Annotated in this window: 18 protein-coding genes; 11 read left to right on the top strand and 7 right to left on the bottom strand. The window is 70.4% G+C overall.

Going from position 1 to position 16,221, the window contains the following annotated elements:
• Window positions 1-29 precede the first annotated feature (29 nt).
• On the bottom strand, window positions 30-1,568 hold the full coding sequence (locus tag ACZ4VI_RS34015; protein ID WP_468005661.1) for a S8 family peptidase: 1,539 nt from the start codon (window positions 1,566-1,568) through the stop codon (window positions 30-32).
• 288 nt (window positions 1,569-1,856) lie between these two features.
• Between ACZ4VI_RS34015 and ACZ4VI_RS34010 the strand changes: the two genes are divergently transcribed.
• From ACZ4VI_RS34010 to moaA, 3 genes are all read left to right on the top strand, one after another.
• The gene (locus tag ACZ4VI_RS34010) at window positions 1,857-2,231 is read left to right on the top strand and encodes a DUF485 domain-containing protein (RefSeq protein ID WP_468005659.1); all 375 of its coding nucleotides are present in this window, start codon (window positions 1,857-1,859) and stop codon (window positions 2,229-2,231) included.
• On the top strand, window positions 2,228-3,862 hold the full coding sequence (locus ACZ4VI_RS34005; protein ID WP_468005657.1) for a solute symporter family protein: 1,635 nt from the start codon (window positions 2,228-2,230) through the stop codon (window positions 3,860-3,862). The genes ACZ4VI_RS34010 and ACZ4VI_RS34005 overlap by 4 nt, the downstream gene beginning before the upstream one ends.
• Before the next feature lie 151 nt (window positions 3,863-4,013).
• On the top strand, window positions 4,014-5,003 hold the full coding sequence (gene moaA, locus ACZ4VI_RS34000) for a GTP 3',8-cyclase MoaA (protein WP_468005656.1): 990 nt from the start codon (window positions 4,014-4,016) through the stop codon (window positions 5,001-5,003).
• On the opposite strand, the gene ACZ4VI_RS33995 is transcribed toward moaA, so the two are convergent.
• On the bottom strand, window positions 4,986-5,204 hold the full coding sequence (locus ACZ4VI_RS33995) for a hypothetical protein (RefSeq protein ID WP_468005654.1): 219 nt from the start codon (window positions 5,202-5,204) through the stop codon (window positions 4,986-4,988). The two genes, moaA and ACZ4VI_RS33995, sit on opposite strands and share 18 nt — an antisense overlap.
• Before the next feature lie 181 nt (window positions 5,205-5,385).
• Window positions 5,386-5,778, bottom strand: a complete 393-nt coding sequence (locus ACZ4VI_RS33990) for a DUF3099 domain-containing protein (RefSeq protein WP_468005653.1) — start codon at window positions 5,776-5,778, stop codon at window positions 5,386-5,388.
• Between the two features lie 180 nt (window positions 5,779-5,958).
• On the opposite strand from ACZ4VI_RS33990, the gene ACZ4VI_RS33985 reads away from it, so the two are divergent.
• Window positions 5,959-6,234 carry a GlsB/YeaQ/YmgE family stress response membrane protein gene (locus ACZ4VI_RS33985; RefSeq protein ID WP_468005687.1) on the top strand — a complete coding sequence of 92 codons (276 nt, stop codon included), beginning with the start codon at window positions 5,959-5,961 and terminating at the stop codon, window positions 6,232-6,234.
• Between the two features lie 72 nt (window positions 6,235-6,306).
• Here the strand turns inward: ACZ4VI_RS33985 and tyrS are convergent, their stop codons facing one another.
• The 3 genes from tyrS to ACZ4VI_RS33970 form a co-directional block, all read right to left on the bottom strand.
• Window positions 6,307-7,578, bottom strand: a complete 1,272-nt coding sequence (gene tyrS / locus ACZ4VI_RS33980) for a tyrosine--tRNA ligase (RefSeq protein WP_468005651.1) — start codon at window positions 7,576-7,578, stop codon at window positions 6,307-6,309.
• Window positions 7,579-7,632: 54 nt separating this feature from the next.
• Complete coding sequence (locus tag ACZ4VI_RS33975) at window positions 7,633-9,024, bottom strand: metallopeptidase TldD-related protein (RefSeq protein WP_468005650.1); 1,392 nt, start codon at window positions 9,022-9,024, stop codon at window positions 7,633-7,635.
• Between the two features lie 132 nt (window positions 9,025-9,156).
• Window positions 9,157-10,677, bottom strand: coding sequence for a TldD/PmbA family protein (locus tag ACZ4VI_RS33970; protein WP_468005685.1), 1,521 nt, complete (start codon window positions 10,675-10,677; stop codon window positions 9,157-9,159).
• A gap of 197 nt (window positions 10,678-10,874) precedes the next feature.
• Between ACZ4VI_RS33970 and fabG the strand changes: the two genes are divergently transcribed.
• The 3 genes from fabG to ACZ4VI_RS33955 all read left to right on the top strand — a co-directional run bounded on the left by fabG (window position 10,875) and on the right by ACZ4VI_RS33955 (window position 12,934).
• A complete protein-coding gene (fabG, locus tag ACZ4VI_RS33965; protein ID WP_468005648.1) occupies window positions 10,875-11,594 on the top strand; it encodes a 3-oxoacyl-[acyl-carrier-protein] reductase in 720 nt (239 codons plus the stop codon).
• A gap of 4 nt (window positions 11,595-11,598) precedes the next feature.
• A complete protein-coding gene (fabI, locus tag ACZ4VI_RS33960) occupies window positions 11,599-12,375 on the top strand; it encodes an enoyl-ACP reductase FabI (protein WP_468005646.1) in 777 nt (258 codons plus the stop codon).
• 151 nt (window positions 12,376-12,526) lie between these two features.
• Window positions 12,527-12,934, top strand: a complete 408-nt coding sequence (locus ACZ4VI_RS33955) for a hypothetical protein (protein ID WP_468005644.1) — start codon at window positions 12,527-12,529, stop codon at window positions 12,932-12,934.
• Here the strand turns inward: ACZ4VI_RS33955 and ACZ4VI_RS33950 are convergent.
• Window positions 12,885-13,592, bottom strand: a complete 708-nt coding sequence (locus ACZ4VI_RS33950) for a FadR/GntR family transcriptional regulator (protein ID WP_468005643.1) — start codon at window positions 13,590-13,592, stop codon at window positions 12,885-12,887. The genes ACZ4VI_RS33955 and ACZ4VI_RS33950 overlap by 50 nt on opposite strands.
• Before the next feature lie 63 nt (window positions 13,593-13,655).
• Here ACZ4VI_RS33950 and ACZ4VI_RS33945 point away from each other — a divergent pair, with 63 nt between their 5' ends.
• From ACZ4VI_RS33945 to ACZ4VI_RS33930, 4 genes are all read left to right on the top strand, one after another.
• On the top strand, window positions 13,656-14,984 hold the full coding sequence (locus ACZ4VI_RS33945; protein WP_468005641.1) for a CynX/NimT family MFS transporter: 1,329 nt from the start codon (window positions 13,656-13,658) through the stop codon (window positions 14,982-14,984).
• Between the two features lie 16 nt (window positions 14,985-15,000).
• Window positions 15,001-15,117, top strand: a complete 117-nt coding sequence (locus ACZ4VI_RS33940; RefSeq protein ID WP_468005639.1) for an SGM_5486 family transporter-associated protein — start codon at window positions 15,001-15,003, stop codon at window positions 15,115-15,117.
• A 149-nt stretch (window positions 15,118-15,266) separates the two neighbouring features.
• Window positions 15,267-15,503 carry a hypothetical protein gene (locus ACZ4VI_RS33935; protein WP_468005637.1) on the top strand — a complete coding sequence of 79 codons (237 nt, stop codon included), beginning with the start codon at window positions 15,267-15,269 and terminating at the stop codon, window positions 15,501-15,503.
• A gap of 68 nt (window positions 15,504-15,571) precedes the next feature.
• Window positions 15,572-16,123 carry a SixA phosphatase family protein gene (locus tag ACZ4VI_RS33930; protein ID WP_468005635.1) on the top strand — a complete coding sequence of 184 codons (552 nt, stop codon included), beginning with the start codon at window positions 15,572-15,574 and terminating at the stop codon, window positions 16,121-16,123.
• Window positions 16,124-16,221: the final 98 nt, after the last annotated feature.

Here is a 16,221-nt window from a genome sequence, read left to right as displayed (position 1 = left end):
CCAGGGCCTCTCCTTACAGCTTTACGTGCTTACTTGCGCACCGCGTCCAGCGCGTTCACCAGACCGGCCCCGTAGAAGCCGTTCTTGCTCTCGTCGCCCTCGCACACCGCGTCGACGACACCGTCGCCGTTGATGTCGTACGGGTTCGTGCAGGCGCGGTCGTCGGCCTGCGCGTACAGCAGGGCCTTGAGCGCGGCCGGGCTCGCGTACGGGTGCGTCGACTTCAGCAGCGCGAGCACACCGGCGGCGTGCGGCGAGGCCATCGACGTACCGGCCTTGTAGTTGTAGCCGCCGTTGACCGTGGTCGACAGGATGCGGCCGTTGACCGCCGGGGCGCCCGGGGTCTGGTACTCGGTGCGGTCGCCGCCGGGCGCCGCGACGTCGATGACACCGTCACCGTAGTTGGAGTACGAGGCCTTCAGGTCCTTGGCGCCCGTGGAGGAGACCGTGACCACGCCCGGCAGCATCGCCGGGTAGTCGAAGCACTCCTGCGGGTCGATGACCCGCGTCACCGGCGTGGTGTCGTTCGGGCTGGTGACGTCCGTGAGCTCGTCCGCCGCCAGGTCCATCCGGGAGTTGCCGGCCGCCGCGACGTTGACCGTGCCCCGGTGCTCCGCGTAGCGGGTGGCACGGGTGACGGCCTCGATCAGGGCCTTCTGGTCCTCGTCGTTCTTGCACGCGAACAGCCACGGGTCGGTGTAGTAGCTGTTGTTGGTGATGTCGACGCCGTTCTCCGCCGCCCACACGAAGCCACAGACGACGGCCTCGGTGTAGAAGAAGCCGTCCGGGGTGGACACCTTGATGCCCGAGACCTTCACGCCCGGCGCGACACCGGTGACGCCGATGCCGTTCTTGGCGGCGGCGATGGTGCCCGCGACGTGCGTGCCGTGGTCGCTCTCGCCCGGGTTCGGACGCCACGAGCCGGGGGTGGTGTCCGGGGCGCCGGTCACGCAGTTGGCCGAGGCGGCGGCGTCGAAGTTCGGCGCCAGGTCCGGGTGGGTGTCGTCGACACCCGTGTCGATGACGCCGACCGTCACCTTGCTGCTGCCGAGCGTCTTCTGGTGGGCCTTGTCCGCCTTGATGGCGGGCAGGTCCCACTGCAGCGGCTCGAGCGGGTCCTGCTCGTCCGTGGCACCGGCCGCGGCGGCCGTGGCCTCGGCCGCGGTGAGCGCCTGCCCGCCCTCGCCGACAGAGGTGTCGGTCTGGACGGAGAGCGGGGCGGTGCGCGTCGAACCGGCCGACACCACGCCCCTGGCCTGCCGGATCGTCTTCGCGAACTCGGGGTTCTGCGAGTGGACGACTATCACGCCTATCTGGTCATAGGAGATGACCACCGTGCCACCGGCCGCGGCAATCGCCTTCTTCACCGAGGCGGCCGTCCAGCGGCCCCCCTCGATGTTGACGACGTACGACAGCTTGGGACCGTCCGTCGAGACGGCGGCCGTCGCCGGGGCGTCGCTCAGAACCGCGGCGGATGCGCCGGTCGGAAGGAAGCCGAGCGAGGCCGTGAGCGCGAGACCGGCAGGCAGAGCGAGTACTCGGCCGCGTCTCGATCCCAGATGAGCCATGGGTTCTCCACATCATCCGTATGTACTGCCCGCCCGCGGATTGCGGACGGGCAGGTGCATGACGAGTGAAGTTATCGCTGATCTTGCCGCGCCTTCAATGAGTTGAGAGGACTTGATACAGATCCGGAGGAATATCCAGGCCGAGAAAAAGATCTGCGGTGAACCGCGTCGCCCCGCGCTCCGTGCCGTTGTGCAGGGGAGGAGCTCCGCTCGGAGCCCCGTTCCCCCACCCCCCTCAGTGAGGCCCCTTTGTCCATGCCCACCGCACCCGCGTCGCGAGGAGAATCCGTGGCTACCGATGCACCGCCGCCGCCCCAAGGCGGCACGGACGTCCACACCGGCCCTGTCCAGCCCACGACCGAGGCGTTCGTCGAGGTGCAGGAGAGTGCGGAATTCGGCGAGCTGCGCCGCACGTACCGCTCCTTCGCCTTCCCCCTGACGATCGCCTTCATCGCCTGGTACCTGCTCTACGTGCTGCTCTCCAACTACGCGGGCGGCTTCATGGGGACCAGGCTCTTCGGCAACATCAACGTGGCTCTCGTCCTGGGCCTCGGCCAGTTCGCCACGACCTTCCTCATCGCCTGGCTCTACTCGCGGCACGCGGCGAACCGCCTCGACCCGAAGGCCGAGGCCATCAAGTCCCGTATGGAGGGCGACGCGTGAGCAGCATCCTCGAGACCGTCTCGCTGGCGGCCGGCAACGCGACGAGCGAGCACCGGCCGCTGATCATCACCCTCTTCGGCGCCTTCGTCGTCGCCACGCTCGTCATCACCGTCTGGGCCGGCCGCCAGACCAAGAGCGCCGCCGACTTCTACGCCGGCGGCCGCCAGTTCACCGGCTTCCAGAACGGCCTCGCGATCTCCGGCGACTACATGTCCGCCGCGTCGTTCCTCGGCATCGCCGGCGCCATCGCGCTCTTCGGCTACGACGGCTTCCTGTACTCGATCGGCTTCCTGGTCGCCTGGCTGGTGGCCCTGCTCCTGGTCGCCGAACCGCTGCGCAACTCCGGCCGGTTCACCATGGGCGACGTCCTCGCCTACCGGATGCGCCAGCGCCCGGTCCGTACCGCCGCCGGCACCTCCACGATCGTCGTCTCGATCTTCTACCTGCTCGCGCAGATGGCCGGCGCGGGCGTGCTCGTCTCGCTGCTCCTCGGCATCACCAGCGACGGCGGCAAGATCGCCATCGTCGCCCTGGTCGGCGTCCTGATGATCGTGTACGTCACCATCGGCGGCATGAAGGGCACCACCTGGGTGCAGATGGTCAAGGCCGTCCTGCTCATCGCGGGCACGCTCCTGATCACCTTCCTCATCCTGCTGAAGTTCAACTTCAACCTCTCCGACCTGCTCGGCGCCGCCGCCACCAACAGCGGCAAGGGACAGGCCTTCCTGGAGCCGGGCCTCAAGTACGGGGCCACCGGCACCTCGAAGCTGGACTTCATCTCGCTCGGCATCGCGCTCGTCCTCGGCACGGCCGGCCTGCCGCACATCCTGATCCGCTTCTACACCGTGCCGACCGCCAAGGCCGCCCGTAAGTCGGTCAACTGGGCCATCGGCATCATCGGCGCCTTCTACCTGATGACGATCGTCCTCGGCTTCGGCGCCGCGGCCCTGCTGAAGAACAGCGACATCATCGCCTCGAACAAGGCGGGCAACACCGCCGCCCCGCTCGCGGCCCTGGAGATCGGCGGAGGCGCCGACTCCACCGGCGGCGCGATCCTGCTCGCGGTGATCTCCGCCGTCGCCTTCGCCACCATCCTCGCGGTGGTCGCCGGACTGACCCTGGCCTCGTCGTCCTCCTTCGCGCACGACATCTATGCCAACGTCATCCGGCGCGGAAAGGCCACCGAGAAGGAGGAGGTCCGCGCCGCCCGCTGGGCGACCGTCCTCATCGGCATCGTCTCGATCGCCCTCGGCGCGCTCGCCCGCGACCTCAACGTCGCCGGCCTGGTCGCCCTGGCCTTCGCCGTCGCCGCCTCGGCCAACCTGCCGACGATCCTCTACAGCCTGTTCTGGAAGCGGTTCACCACCCAGGGCGCGCTCTGGTCGATCTACGGCGGTCTGATCTCCTCGGTCGTCCTGGTGCTCTTCTCGCCGGTCGTCTCCGGCAAGCCCACCTCGATGTTCAAGACCGTGGACTTCTACTGGTTCCCGCTGGAGAACCCGGGCATCGTCTCGATCCCGCTGGGCTTCCTGCTCGGCTGGCTCGGCTCGATCCTCTCCAAGGAGGAGCCGGACAAGGGCAAGTACGCGGAGCTGGAGGTCAAGTCCCTCACCGGTACCGGAGCGCACTGAGCCGTCACTCTCCGCAACCTACGCGGCGGCCGCGTCGTAGAGTCCTACGACGCGGCCGCGCGGGTCCCGTTCCAATCGGCCCCTGCTGGTTGTCGGTGGTCTCGCGTAGGCTCGCTGTATCAATCACCGAACGACGGGGAGGGGGCCAACAGTGCTCATCGACACCTACGGCCGGGTGGCCACTGACCTGCGCGTCTCGCTCACCGACCGGTGCAATCTGCGGTGTACGTACTGTATGCCGGAGGAAGGCCTCCAGTGGCTGGCCAAGCCCGATCTGCTGACCGACGACGAGATCGTCCGGCTGATACGGATCGCGGTCACCGACCTCGGTGTCACGGAGGTCCGCTTCACCGGCGGCGAGCCGCTGCTCCGCCCCGGCCTGGTCGGCATCGTCGAGCGCTGCGCGGCCCTGGAGCCCCGCCCCAGGATGTCCCTGACCACCAACGGCATCGGGCTCAAGCGCACGGCCGCCGCGCTGAAGGCGGCCGGTCTCGACCGGGTCAACGTCTCCCTGGACACCCTGCGGCCCGAGGTCTTCAAGACCCTGACCCGCCGCGACCGCCACCACGACGTCCTCGACGGCATGGCCGCCGCGCGCGACGCCGGACTCACCCCGGTCAAGGTCAACGCGGTCCTGATGCCCGGCCTCAACGACGACGAGGCCCCCGACCTGCTGGCCTGGGCGGTGGAGAACGCGTACGAGCTGCGCTTCATCGAGCAGATGCCGCTGGACGCCCAGCACGGCTGGAAGCGCGACGGCATGATCACCGCCGGGGACATCCTGGAGTCGCTGCGCACCCGCTTCACCCTGACCCCCGAGGGCGAGGACGAGCGTGGCTCGGCCCCCGCCGAGCGCTGGGTCGTGGACGGCGGACCGCACACGGTGGGTGTCATCGCCTCCGTCACCCGCCCGTTCTGCCGGGCCTGCGACCGGACCCGGCTCACCGCCGACGGTCAGGTGCGCACCTGCCTGTTCGCCACCGAGGAGACGGACCTGCGGGCCGCGCTGCGCTCGGACGCGCCGGACGCCGAGATAGCCCGGATCTGGAAGCTGGCGATGTGGGGCAAGAAGGCCGGCTCGGGCCTGGACGACCCGAGCTTCCTCCAGCCGGAGCGCCCGATGTCAGCGATCGGCGGCTGATTCCCACTCGGCGATCGGTACGACGTCCTTGAGGAAGCCCCGTACGCCCAGGAACTGGGAGAGATGCTCGCGGTGCTCCTCGCAGGCGAGCCAGGTCTTGCGGCGCTCGGGCGTGTGCAGCTTGGGATTGTTCCAGGCCAGCACCCACACCGCGTCGGCGCGGCAGCCCTTGGCGGAACAGATCGGGGTTTCGTCACTCACCTGATCATTGTCCAACAATGGCGATGCCGAGCAGCCACGGGGGGAGCTGCCCGGCATCGGTCCGTCGCTCCGACGGGGGATGCGGAGCGCGTAGGCAGTATGTCACGGGGAATGGGGTGCGGTGCACTGGAACTTCATGATTGATCTGAGCTTTTCTTGAGCTTTTACGTCACCATGATGATCAACTCTGGCCGGGCGAACGCTCCGCAGGCGGTTCCGCGGAAGGATCCACGGTAGGTTCCGCGGAGGGATCCACGGTAGGTTCCGCGGAGGGATCCACGGCAGGAAGCTCGGGACGGCTCGGACCCGATACGTAGGTGGAGGGAAGGCTCGGAGATTTCTCCCGCCCGGCGTTCGCGATGACCACCGCGATATAGGGGAGCACCCCACCGAGCACCAGAGCCACGATGGCCACAGGGCGCTCGACGTTCCACAGGAGGACCGCGGCGATGACGGACAGCGTCCGCACCGACATCGAGATCACATACCGGCGCTCCCGCCCGCGCACATCGTCGGACAGGCCCTGACGGGCTCCGGTGATTCGGAAGACCTCTGTTCCGCCATGCTTCCGCATCGCATTCCACCACCAGCTTCCACGCCGGACTCTCCCCGGACCGGACCTGTCTCCACGGTACGCCCGACGTCCGAGGCGCAGGAGACCGGGTCACGTATGGATCCGTCCGACATGCGCTGTATGGCGCATGGGCCGAGACTGGGCCCACATGCGCAGATCGCGCCGCATGAGGAGGCGACCATGAGCTGGTTGTGGGCAATCATCGTGGGCTTGGTGCTCGGCCTGATCGCCAAGGCGATCATCCCGGGCAAGCAACAGATCCCACTGTGGCTGACGACCGTGTTCGGCATCATCGGCAGTGTTCTCGGCAACTCCGTCGCGTCGTGGATCGGGGTCGAGGACACCCGGGGAATCGACTGGACGCGGCACCTGCTCCAACTCGTCTTCGCGATCGCCGTGGTGGGCGTGGGCGACATGCTGTGGACCTCGATCAGAGGCAACAGGCAACGCGCGTGACGTTCTGGACACGCCGGAGGCCGGTACGCGCGTCATGCGCGTACCGGCCTCCGTCATGTCAGGCCCCGGGCCTCAGCCCTGCGCGCCGACCTCGATCGCCGCCAGGTTCTTCTTGCCCCGGCGCAGCACCAGCCAGCGGCCGTGCAGCAGCTCGTCCGCCGACACCTCGGCGTCCTCGGCGGTCACCTTCAGGTTGTTCACGTAGGCCCCGCCCTCCTTCACCGTCCGACGCGCCGCCGACTTGCTCGGCGCCAGACCGACCTCGGCGAACAGGTCCACGACCAGCCCGAGCTCCGCCACGCGCGCGTGCGGCAGCTCGGAGAGAGCCGCGGCGAGCGTCGCCTCGTCCAGCTCGGCCAGGTCGCCCTGCCCGAACAGCGCCTTCGAGGCGTTGATGACGGCCGCGCACTGCTCGGCGCCGTGCACCAGCGTCGTCAGCTCCTCGGCCAGCGCCCGCTGCGCGGTCCGCGCCTGCGGCCGCTCGGCGGTGAGCTGCTCCAGCTCCTCCAGCTCCTCGCGGGACTTGAAGGACAGTATCCGCATGTACGTGGAGATGTCCCGGTCGTCCACGTTCAGCCAGAACTGGTAGAACGCGTACGGCGTCGTCATCTCCGGGTCCAGCCAGACGGCCCCGCCCTCGGTCTTGCCGAACTTGGTGCCGTCCGCCTTGACCATCAGCGGCGTCGCCAGCGCGTGCACCTCGGCGCCCGGCTCCAGCTTGTGGATCAGGTCGAGCCCCGCCACCAAGTTGCCCCACTGGTCGGAACCGCCCTGCTGCAGCGTGCAGCCGTAGCGCCGGTACAGCTCCAGGAAGTCCATGCCCTGCAGCAGCTGGTAGCTGAACTCGGTGTAGCTGATGCCCTGTTCGGACTCCAGGCGCCGGGCGACGGAGTCCTTGGTCAGCATCTTGTTGACCCGGAAGTGCTTGCCGATGTCCCGCAGGAACTCGATCGCCGACAGGCCGGCGGTCCAGTCCAGGTTGTTCACCACGACCGCCGCGTTCTCCCCCTCGAAGGAGAGGAACGGCTCGATCTGGTTGCGCAGCCGGTTCACCCAGTTCGCGACCGTCTCCGGGTCGTTCAGGGTGCGCTCGGCCGTCGGCCGCGGGTCGCCGATCTGGCCGGTGGCCCCGCCGACCAGCGCCAGCGGCCTGTGACCGGCCTGCTGGAGCCGGCGGACGGTGAGCACCTGGACCAGGTGACCGACGTGGAGACTGGCCGCGGTCGGGTCGAAACCGCAATAGAACGTGACGGGACCGTCCGCGAGAGCCTTGCGCAATGCGTCCTCGTCAGTGGACTGGGCGAACAGCCCCCGCCACTTCAGCTCGTCGACGATGTCCGTCACGATCGTCCGTCTCCTTGAATTGATGGTCGTCACGCCGCCCCCAGTCTATGGGGGTCAGACACCCTTGCTGACCGAGCTCATGTTGAAGTCCGGCACCCGCAGCGCCGGCATGGCCGCCCTGGTGAACCAGTCGCTCCATTCGCGCGGCAGCGTCTTCTCGGTCCGGCCCGCCTCCGAGGCCCGCGACAGCAGGTCGACGGGCGACTCGTTGAACCGGAAGTTGTTCACCTCGCCGACCACCTCGCCGTTCTCGACGAGGTAGACACCGTCCCGGGTCAGCCCGGTCAGCAGCAGCGTCGCCGGGTCGACCTCGCGGATGTACCAGAGGCAGGTCAGGAGCAGACCGCGCTCCGTGGAGGCCACCATCTCCTCCAGCGAACGCTCCCCGCCGCCGTCCAGGATCAGGTTCCCGGCCCCGGGCGCCACGGGCAGGCGCGTGAGCCCCGCCGTGTGCCGGGTGGTGATCAGGTGCTCCAGCTTCCCCGCCCGTACCCAGTCGATCGGCGCCAGCGGCAGACCGTTGTCGAAGACCGAGGAGTCGTCGCCCGAGGCGTGCGCGATCACGAACGGCGCGGACTCCAGGCCCGGCTCGTTCGGGTCGCTGCGCAGGGTCAGCGGCAGCGGGGAGAGCGTCTCGCCGAGACGGGTGCCGCCGCCCGGCTTCGAGAAGACCGTCCGGCCCTCCACCGCGTCCCGGGCCGCCGAGGACCACTGCTGGTAGATCAGCAGGTCCGCGACCGCGGTCGGCGGCAGCAGCGTCTCGTACCGCCCGGCGGGCAGCTCGATCCGGCGCTCCGCCCAGCCGAGCCGCTGCGCCAGGTCGGCGTCGAGCGCCGCCGGGTCGACGTCCTTGAAGTCCCGCGTGGAACGCCCGGCCCAGGCGGACCGCGAACGGTCGGGAGACTTGGCGTTGAGCTCCAGGGTGCCGTTGGGCTGGTCGTGCCGGAGCCGCAGACCCGTCGACGTACCGAGGTAGGTCGAGGTCAGCTCGTGGTTGGCGAAGCCGTACAGCTCACGGCCGCCTTCCCGGGCGCGGGCGAAGGCCTCGCCGAGCGCGGGCGCGAAGTCCGTGAAAACGGCGGAGGTCGTCTCGGCCGGTGAATCGGTGAAGTCCGGGGAGGCGTCCACGCCCTCGACCAGCGGCTGGGCGTCCTCGGCGGGCCCCGCCGCCCGCGCGGCGGCCTCCGCGGCCCGCACCAGGGGCTCCAGGTCGTCGACCGTCACAGCGGACTGCGAGACGACACCCGACGCGGTGCCCTGCGCGCCGTCGACGGTCGCGATGACGGTGAGCGTCCGGCCGCGGGTGACGCCGTTGGTCGTCAGCGCGTTGCCCGCCCAGCGCAGGTTGGCGGAGGACTCCTCGTCGGCGATGACGACACACCCGTCCGCCCGGGACAGCTCGAGCGCCCGCTCGACGATCTCGTACGGCTTGCTGACGCGGCTCATCGACCGGCCTCCTGCGTCGTGTTGAGACGGTGCATGTGGCGTGCGCTCATCGGCCCGCCTCCTGCGTGGTGTTGAGACTGTGCTTGCCCGGGGGGCGACCCCCGGACCCCCAGCAGATTGCGTGGCGTGCGCTCATCGACCCGCCTCCTGCGTGGTGTTGAGGATGTTGACCCCGCGGAACAGTGCCGACGGGCAGCCGTGGGAGACCGCCGCCACCTGGCCCGGCTGGGCCTTGCCGCAGTTGAACGCGCCGCCCAGGACGTACGTCTGCGGGCCGCCGGCCTTCTCCATCGAGCCCCAGAAGTCCGTCGTCGTCGCCTGGTACGCGACGTCCCGCAGCTGCCCGGTCAGCCGGCCGTTCTCGATGCGGAAGAAGCGCTGCCCGGTGAACTGGAAGTTGTAGCGCTGCATGTCGATCGACCACGAGCGGTCGCCGACCACGTAGATGCCGCGCTCGACGCCCCCGATCAGGTCCTCCGTGGAGAGACCGCCCGGGTCCGGCTTGAGCGAGACGTTCGCCATCCGCTGCACCGGCACATGCCCGGGGGAGTCGGCGAACGCACAGCCGTTCGACCGGCCCAGGCCCGTCAGCCTCGCGATCCGCCGGTCCAGCTGGTAGCCGACGAGCGTGCCGTCCTTCACCAGGTCCCAGCTCTGCGCCTCGACACCCTCGTCGTCGTACCCGATCGTCGCGAGGCCGTGCTCGGCGGTGCGGTCACCCGTCACGTTCATGATCGACGAGCCGTACGCCAGCTTCCCCAGCTGGTCGAAGGTGGCGAACGAGGTCCCGGCGTACGCCGCCTCGTAGCCCAGCGCCCGGTCCAGCTCCGTGGCGTGCCCGATCGACTCGTGGATCGTCAGCCAGAGGTTCGACGGGTCGACGACCAGGTCGTACGTCCCCGCCTCCACGCTCGGCGCCCGCATCTTCTCGGCGAGCAGCCCCGGGATCTGCTCCAGCTCCGCGTCCCAGTCCCAGCCGGTACCGGTCAGGTACTCCCAGCCCCGGCCGACCGGCGGCGCGAGCGTCCGCATCTGGTCGAACTCGCCCGTCGTCTCGTCCACCGCGATCGCGGTGAGCTGCGGGTGCAGCCGGACCCGCTGCTGGGTGGTGACGGTGCCCGCCGTGTCCGCGTAGAACTTGTTCTCCTGGACGGTCGTCAGCGAGGCGTCCACATGCGCCACGCCCTCCGCCCGCAGCAGCCGCTCGCTCCAGTCGGCGAGCAGCGCGCCCTTCTCGGCGCCGGGGATGTCGAAGGGGTTGATCTCGTACGAGGAGATCCAGGTCTTCTCGGCGTGCACCGGCTCCTCGGCCAGCTCCACGCGCTCTTCGGAGCCCGCCGCCGCGATCACCTTGGCGGACAGCTTGGCCATGGCCACGGCCTGCGAGGCGACCCGCGCGGCCCCGTCCATGGTCAGATCGACCCCGGAGGCGAACCCCCACGCCCCGCCGTGCACCACCCGCACCGCGTAACCGAGGTCCGTGGTGTCCGATGAACCCGAGGGCTTGGCGTCCCGCAGCCGCCACGAGGCGCTGCGCACCCGCTCCAGGCGGAAGTCGGCGTGTTCGGAGCCGAGGGCACGCGCGCGTGCGAGCGCCGCGTCGGCGAGCGCCCGCAGCGGCAGCGCCGTGAAGGCCGCGTCGATGGAATGGATGCCAGATGGCACAGCTGTCTCCTGTCGTGTGAGACCGGTCGCCCCCGATCATGTCGCGCTTTCGGCCGCCATGCCCAGATCTTTCTGTAGGGACCCGACAGTGACATCCGTACGCCACTGTCAGGGGCCGATTCTTCGTGGAAGGTGCCGGACCGATAGGTTTTCGGTATCCAGACCGCTATCGAAAGGGTGATCCGTTGAGCCGCTCGGTTCTCGTCACCGGAGGCAACCGGGGCATCGGCCTCGCCATCGCCCGCGCGTTCGCCGAGGCCGGCGACAAGGTCGCGATCACGTACCGCTCCGGTGAGCCGCCGGCCGCCCTGACTGATCTGGGCTGCCTCGCCGTCAGGTGCGACATCACCGACGGCGAGCAGGTGGACCAGGCGTACAAGGAGATCGAGGAGACGCACGGTCCGGTGGAGGTCCTGGTGGCGAACGCCGGGGTCACCAAGGACCAGCTCCTGATGCGCATGAGCGAGGAGGACTTCACCTCCGTCCTCGACACCAACCTGACCGGCGCCTTCCGGGTGGTCAAGCGCGCCAACCGCGGCATGCTGCGGGCCAAGAAGGGCCGCGTCGTCCTGATCTCCTCGGTCGTCGGCCTCCTCGGCTCGGCCGGGCAGGCGAACTACGCCGCCTCCAAGGCCGGCCTGGTGGGCTTCGCCCGCTCGCTGGCCCGTGAGCTCGGCTCGCGCAACATCACGTTCAATGTCGTCGCCCCCGGTTTCGTCGACACCGACATGACCGCGGTCCTGACCGAGGAGCAGCGCGCGGGGATCGTGTCCCAGGTGCCGCTGGGCCGCTACGCGCAGCCCGAGGAGATCGCCGCCGCGGTGAAGTTCCTCGCCTCGGACGACGCCTCGTACATCACTGGAGCCGTCATCCCGGTTGACGGCGGATTGGGCATGGGTCACTGATCACATGAGCGGAATTCTCGAGGGCAAGCGCATCCTGATCACCGGTGTGCTGATGGAGTCCTCCATCGCCTTCCACGCCGCGAAGCTGGCCCAGGAGCAGGGCGCGGAGATCATCCTCACCGCCTGGCCGCGGCCGACGCTGACCGAGCGCATCGCCAAGAAGCTGCCCCAGCCCGACAAGGTCAAGGTCCTGGAGCTCGACGTCTCCAACGACGAGCACCTCGCCCGCCTGGAGGGCCAGGTCCGCGAGCACCTGGGCGACCGCCTGGACGGCGTCGTGCACTCCATCGGCTTCGCGCCGCAGGACGCGCTCGGCGGCAACTTCCTGAACACGCCGTTCGAGTCCGTGGCCACCGCCATGCACGTCTCGGCCTTCTCCCTGAAGTCGCTGACGATGGCGGTGCTGCCGCTGATGAGCGAGGGCGGTTCGGTCGTCGGCCTCACCTTCGACGCGCAGTTCGCCTGGCCGCAGTACGACTGGATGGGCCCGACCAAGGCCGCCCTGGAGGCCACCAGCCGCTACATGGCCCGTGACCTGGGCAAGCAGAACATCCGCTGCAACCTGGTCTCGGCCGGCCCGCTCGGTTCGATGGCCGCCAAGTCCATCCCGGGCTTCAGCGAGCTGGCGAGCGTCTGGGACAGCCGTTCCCCGCTGCAGTGGGACCTGTCCGACCCGGAGCCGGCGGGCCGCGCCATCGTCGCGCTGCTCTCCGACTGGTTCCCGAAGACGACCGGCGAGATCGTGCACGTCGACGGCGGTCTGCACGCGATCGGCGCGTAAGCAGCTGTACGTGGGCCGGGTGCCCCTCCACGGAGGGGCGCCCGGCCTTCGTCGTTCCCGTGCCTGCCGCCCGAGTCGAAAAGTCGGGCGAACCACCTCACACTGGATCGGAGCGTGACATTCCGGCTACTGACGGGGAGGAGGTACGGGCATGCGCGCGCCGCACCGCAGGTTCGCCGCTCTCGCCTCGGCCGCCGCTCTCCTGGCCGGGCTCGCCATAGCCGCCGAGGTCCGCGCCGCCCCCACCCCCACGGAGGGCCCCGCGGCGCCCGGCGCCACCGTCGCCCAGGAGCCCGAGAACTTCGGGGCCTCCTGCCGTACGGTCGTCGAGGGCTCCCTTGTCACCGCGTACTGCCAGAACCCGTACCCCACCACCGACCGCGTCCGGCTACACGTCGAGTGCGCGCGCTGGTGGGACGTGGACACCGATAGCGCCCCGGTGGCCGTGGCCCCGACCGCGTACGCCCAGCTCGCCGGCCGCTGCTGGAAGGAGGTCCGCTCCGCCTGGCTCACGCACCAGCCGGCCGAGGATCCCCTTCCGCAGGCCCCAGATTCCTGAGGCACATGAACGGATAGCCGGCCGCCTCGGCGGCCGCCGTGTCCGCGTCGCCGGCCCGGATCGCCTCCACCAGGCGCGCGTGGTCCATGTGGTGCTCCGGCCGCAGCTCCTGGCCCAGGTCGTCGCGCAGCCACTGGCGCAGGACGTGGCCGAGGTCGGCGTAGAGCTCGGTCAGCACCTCGTTGTGCGAGGCGACGACCACCGCGTGGTGGAACGCCCCGTCCGCCGTCACGAACCGCTCGGCGTCCCCCGACGCCCACGCCTCCTCGCGCCCCGCCAGGAGGGTGTCCAGCTGCTTCAGGTCGCGCTCCGTGCGCCGCTGCGCCGCGAGGCGCGCCGCCGAGGACTCCAGCGTGGAGCGCAGCTCGGCGATGTGGCGCGGATCGGACCCCGCGAACCGCCGGTGCATGACCCCCGCCAGCTCGCTCGTCGCGACCACGTAGGTCCCCGAGCCCTGCCGGATGTCGAGCAGCCCGTTGTGCGCGAGCGCCCGCACGGCCTCGCGCACGGTGTTGCGGGCCACGCCCAGCTGCTCGACCAGCTCCGGTTCGGTCGGGATCCGTGAACCGACCGGCCACTCACCGGAGGTGATCTGGTTCCGCAGCTCGGTGATCACCTGATCGGAGAGCCCGGAACGCCGGGGAGAACCGAGCGCCATGTGCACCATCCATTTCGTTCCGGATTGGACAATCAATCATCCCATGATTCTATGATGCTGCCCATGTCCGACGAGCCGCAGACCCTCACGACCGCCGTCCCACCGGCCCGTACCCCCGCCCCGGCCGCCACCCTGGCGGATTCTCCCGCACCGGACCGCCCGGCCCTCTGGATCACCCGGCTCGTCGTCGTCGGTCTCGTGCTCTCCGCGATCAACCTCCGCCCCGCCATCACCAGCCTCGGCGCCCTTCTCGAAGAGGTCCGCGACGGGCTCCACATGAGCGGCAGCGTCGCCGGCGTCCTCACCTCCGTCCCCCCGCTCTGTTTCGCGGTCTTCGGCATCACCGCGCCCCGCCTCGCCCGCCGCTTCGGCCCCACCGCCGTCGTCTGCGCCGGCATGGCGGCGATCTTCGCGGGCCTCGCCGTCCGCCCCTTCGCCTCCGGCACCGTCGGCTTCCTCGCCGCCAGCGCCCTCGCCCTCATGGGCATCGCGGTCAGCAACGTCCTCATGCCCGTCATCGTCAAGCGGTACTTCCCCGGCCGCGTCGGCACCATGACCGGGCTCTACTCCATGGCGCTCGCCCTCGGCACCTCCCTGGCCGCCGCGGCGACCGTGCCCATGACCCAGGCGCTGGGCGGCAGTTGGCGCACCGGGCTCGGCGTCTGGGCGGTCCTGGCCGCCCTCGCCGTCCTGCCCTGGATCCCGCTCGTACGCGACCGGGGTACGACGCAGGCCGCCACGCCGGCGCCGGAGGCCGCGGCGGCCTCGAAGAGCGCCGCCGGGGGTTCCAGGACCGCCCCGGCTGCCGCCCCGCTCCGGATCACCCGCAGCCGCACCGCGTGGGCCCTCGGCGCCTTCTTCGGCCTCCAGGCCACCGGCGCGTACATCACCATGGGTTGGCTGCCGCAGATCTTCCGCGACGCCGGTGTCCCCGCGGGCACGGCCGGTGTGCTGCTCGCGGTCACGATGGTGATGGGCGTTCCGCTCGCCTTCGTCATCCCGGGGCTCGCGACCCGGCTCAGGAACCAGGGGCCGATCGTCGTCGCCCTGGGTCTGTGCGGCCTCGTCGGCTACAGCGGCCTGTACGTCGCCCCGGCGGCAGGCGCCTGGGTCTGGGCGCTGCTCCTCGGCGTCTCCAACTGCGCCTTCCCGCTCGCGCTCACCATGATCGGCCTGCGTTCCCGCACCGGCGCCGGCGTCGTCCGGCTCTCCGCCTTCGCGCAGAGCGTCGGCTACCTGATCTCCATCCCGGGACCGCTCCTGGTCGGGGTGCTCTACCAGCACAGCGGCGGCTGGGGCCTGCCCATCGCGCTGATGGCCGGGCTGATGATCCCGCAGATGATCGTCGGCACCCTCGCCGGCAGGGCCCGGACGGTCGAGGACGAATGCTGAGTGCGAGACTGTTCCCATGCCAGTGCTCGACCCGAACCCCCAGGACGGCCAGAAGAAGCTCCTGCTCGTGCTCGGCGCGATGCTCGGAATCTCGGTCGTCATCGCCGTCATCGCCACGCTCGCCTCACCCTGATGGTGGGGTTACCCCCTCCATCCCCTAGGGGGTGAGTGTCAGGGTGAAGTAGGTGGATCACCGGATGGGCCCGGGCGACCCCGCTCCGTAGCGTGGAGACATCGCCGCAGCCACCGCTGCGGATGTCGTCCCGACCCACGGAGGCGGCCATGTCGGCCCGCACGCCCACCCGGACCCCGCCCCCGTCCACGTCCACGTCCACGTCCACGTCCCCGTCTGCCGGGGGCGTCGACACCCGGCTGCCCTGGTGGGCGCTCGCCCTGCCCGTGGCCGCTTTCGTCGCCCTCTTCCTGCTGATAGCCGGACCGGGCGGGGCCCACGCCGCCGGTGGTGACCCGTCGGTCGGCCGCCTCCTGGAGCAGATCCAGCAGACGCTGCCGCACTGACCTCCCGCCGTCCTCGGCCGACCCAACACCCTGCGCCCGGTGGCCCGTTTCATGGGAAGCTGGAGCCCATGAGCGTCGCAGCGACTTCCGGGGGGACACCCCCCGGCCCCCCCGAAACCCGCAGGATCGTGTTGCTCCGGCATGCCAAGGCCGACTGGCCCCAGGTGTCCGACCACGAGCGACCGCTCGCCGAGCGCGGCCGCACGGACGCGCCCATGGCCGGCCGCAAGCTCGCCGACACCGGGATCGACTTCGATCTGGCCCTCTGCTCGACCGCCGTCAGGACCCGCGAGACCTGGAAGCTGGCCGTGCAGGAGCTGCCGCACCGGCCCAGGACCGTCTACGAGGAGCGGCTGTACGAGGCCTCGCTCGGCGAGCTGATCGCCCTGCTCAACGAGGTCTCCGACGAGGTGAAGGACCTCCTCGTCATCGGCCACAACCCCGGGATGCACGCGCTCTCCGACGCCCTCGCGGGCTCGGTCGAGGGCGACGCCGCGGCCCGGATGAACCGGGGCGGCTTCCCGACCGCCGCCTTCGCCGTCGTCGGCTTCAACGGCTCCTGGAAGTCCGTGGAGCACGGCGTGGGCACGCTGCTCGACTACTGGGCCCCGCACAGCTGAGCCCTCGCGCGTACGGCAGAGGGGGGGGGGGGGGGGGGGGGGGGGGGGGGGGGGGGGGGGGGGGGGGGGGGGGGGGGGGGGGGGGGGGGGGGGTTTGG

Source organism: Streptomyces sp. NPDC029169, from assembly GCF_055563935.1.
This window is presented reverse-complemented; position numbering and strand designations above follow the sequence as displayed.

What these genes read in the sequence shown, in the direction of transcription:
- fabI (WP_468005646.1), top strand. Translation starts at nt 11,599, where the DNA reads ATGAGCGGAATTCTCGAGGGCAAGCGCATCCTGATCACCGGTGTGCTG.
- ACZ4VI_RS33975 (WP_468005650.1), bottom strand. Translation starts at nt 9,024, where the DNA reads ATGAGCCGCGTCAGCAAGCCGTACGAGATCGTCGAGCGGGCGCTCGAG.
- ACZ4VI_RS33985 (WP_468005687.1), top strand. Translation starts at nt 5,959, where the DNA reads ATGAGCTGGTTGTGGGCAATCATCGTGGGCTTGGTGCTCGGCCTGATC.
- ACZ4VI_RS33990 (WP_468005653.1), bottom strand. Translation starts at nt 5,778, where the DNA reads ATGCGGAAGCATGGCGGAACAGAGGTCTTCCGAATCACCGGAGCCCGT.
- ACZ4VI_RS33940 (WP_468005639.1), top strand. Translation starts at nt 15,001, where the DNA reads ATGCCAGTGCTCGACCCGAACCCCCAGGACGGCCAGAAGAAGCTCCTG.
- ACZ4VI_RS33945 (WP_468005641.1), top strand. Translation starts at nt 13,656, where the DNA reads ATGTCCGACGAGCCGCAGACCCTCACGACCGCCGTCCCACCGGCCCGT.
- ACZ4VI_RS33935 (WP_468005637.1), top strand. Translation starts at nt 15,267, where the DNA reads ATGTCGGCCCGCACGCCCACCCGGACCCCGCCCCCGTCCACGTCCACG.
- ACZ4VI_RS33950 (WP_468005643.1), bottom strand. Translation starts at nt 13,592, where the DNA reads ATGGCGCTCGGTTCTCCCCGGCGTTCCGGGCTCTCCGATCAGGTGATC.
- ACZ4VI_RS34015 (WP_468005661.1), bottom strand. Translation starts at nt 1,568, where the DNA reads ATGGCTCATCTGGGATCGAGACGCGGCCGAGTACTCGCTCTGCCTGCC.
- ACZ4VI_RS33930 (WP_468005635.1), top strand. Translation starts at nt 15,572, where the DNA reads ATGAGCGTCGCAGCGACTTCCGGGGGGACACCCCCCGGCCCCCCCGAA.
- ACZ4VI_RS33955 (WP_468005644.1), top strand. Translation starts at nt 12,527, where the DNA reads ATGCGCGCGCCGCACCGCAGGTTCGCCGCTCTCGCCTCGGCCGCCGCT.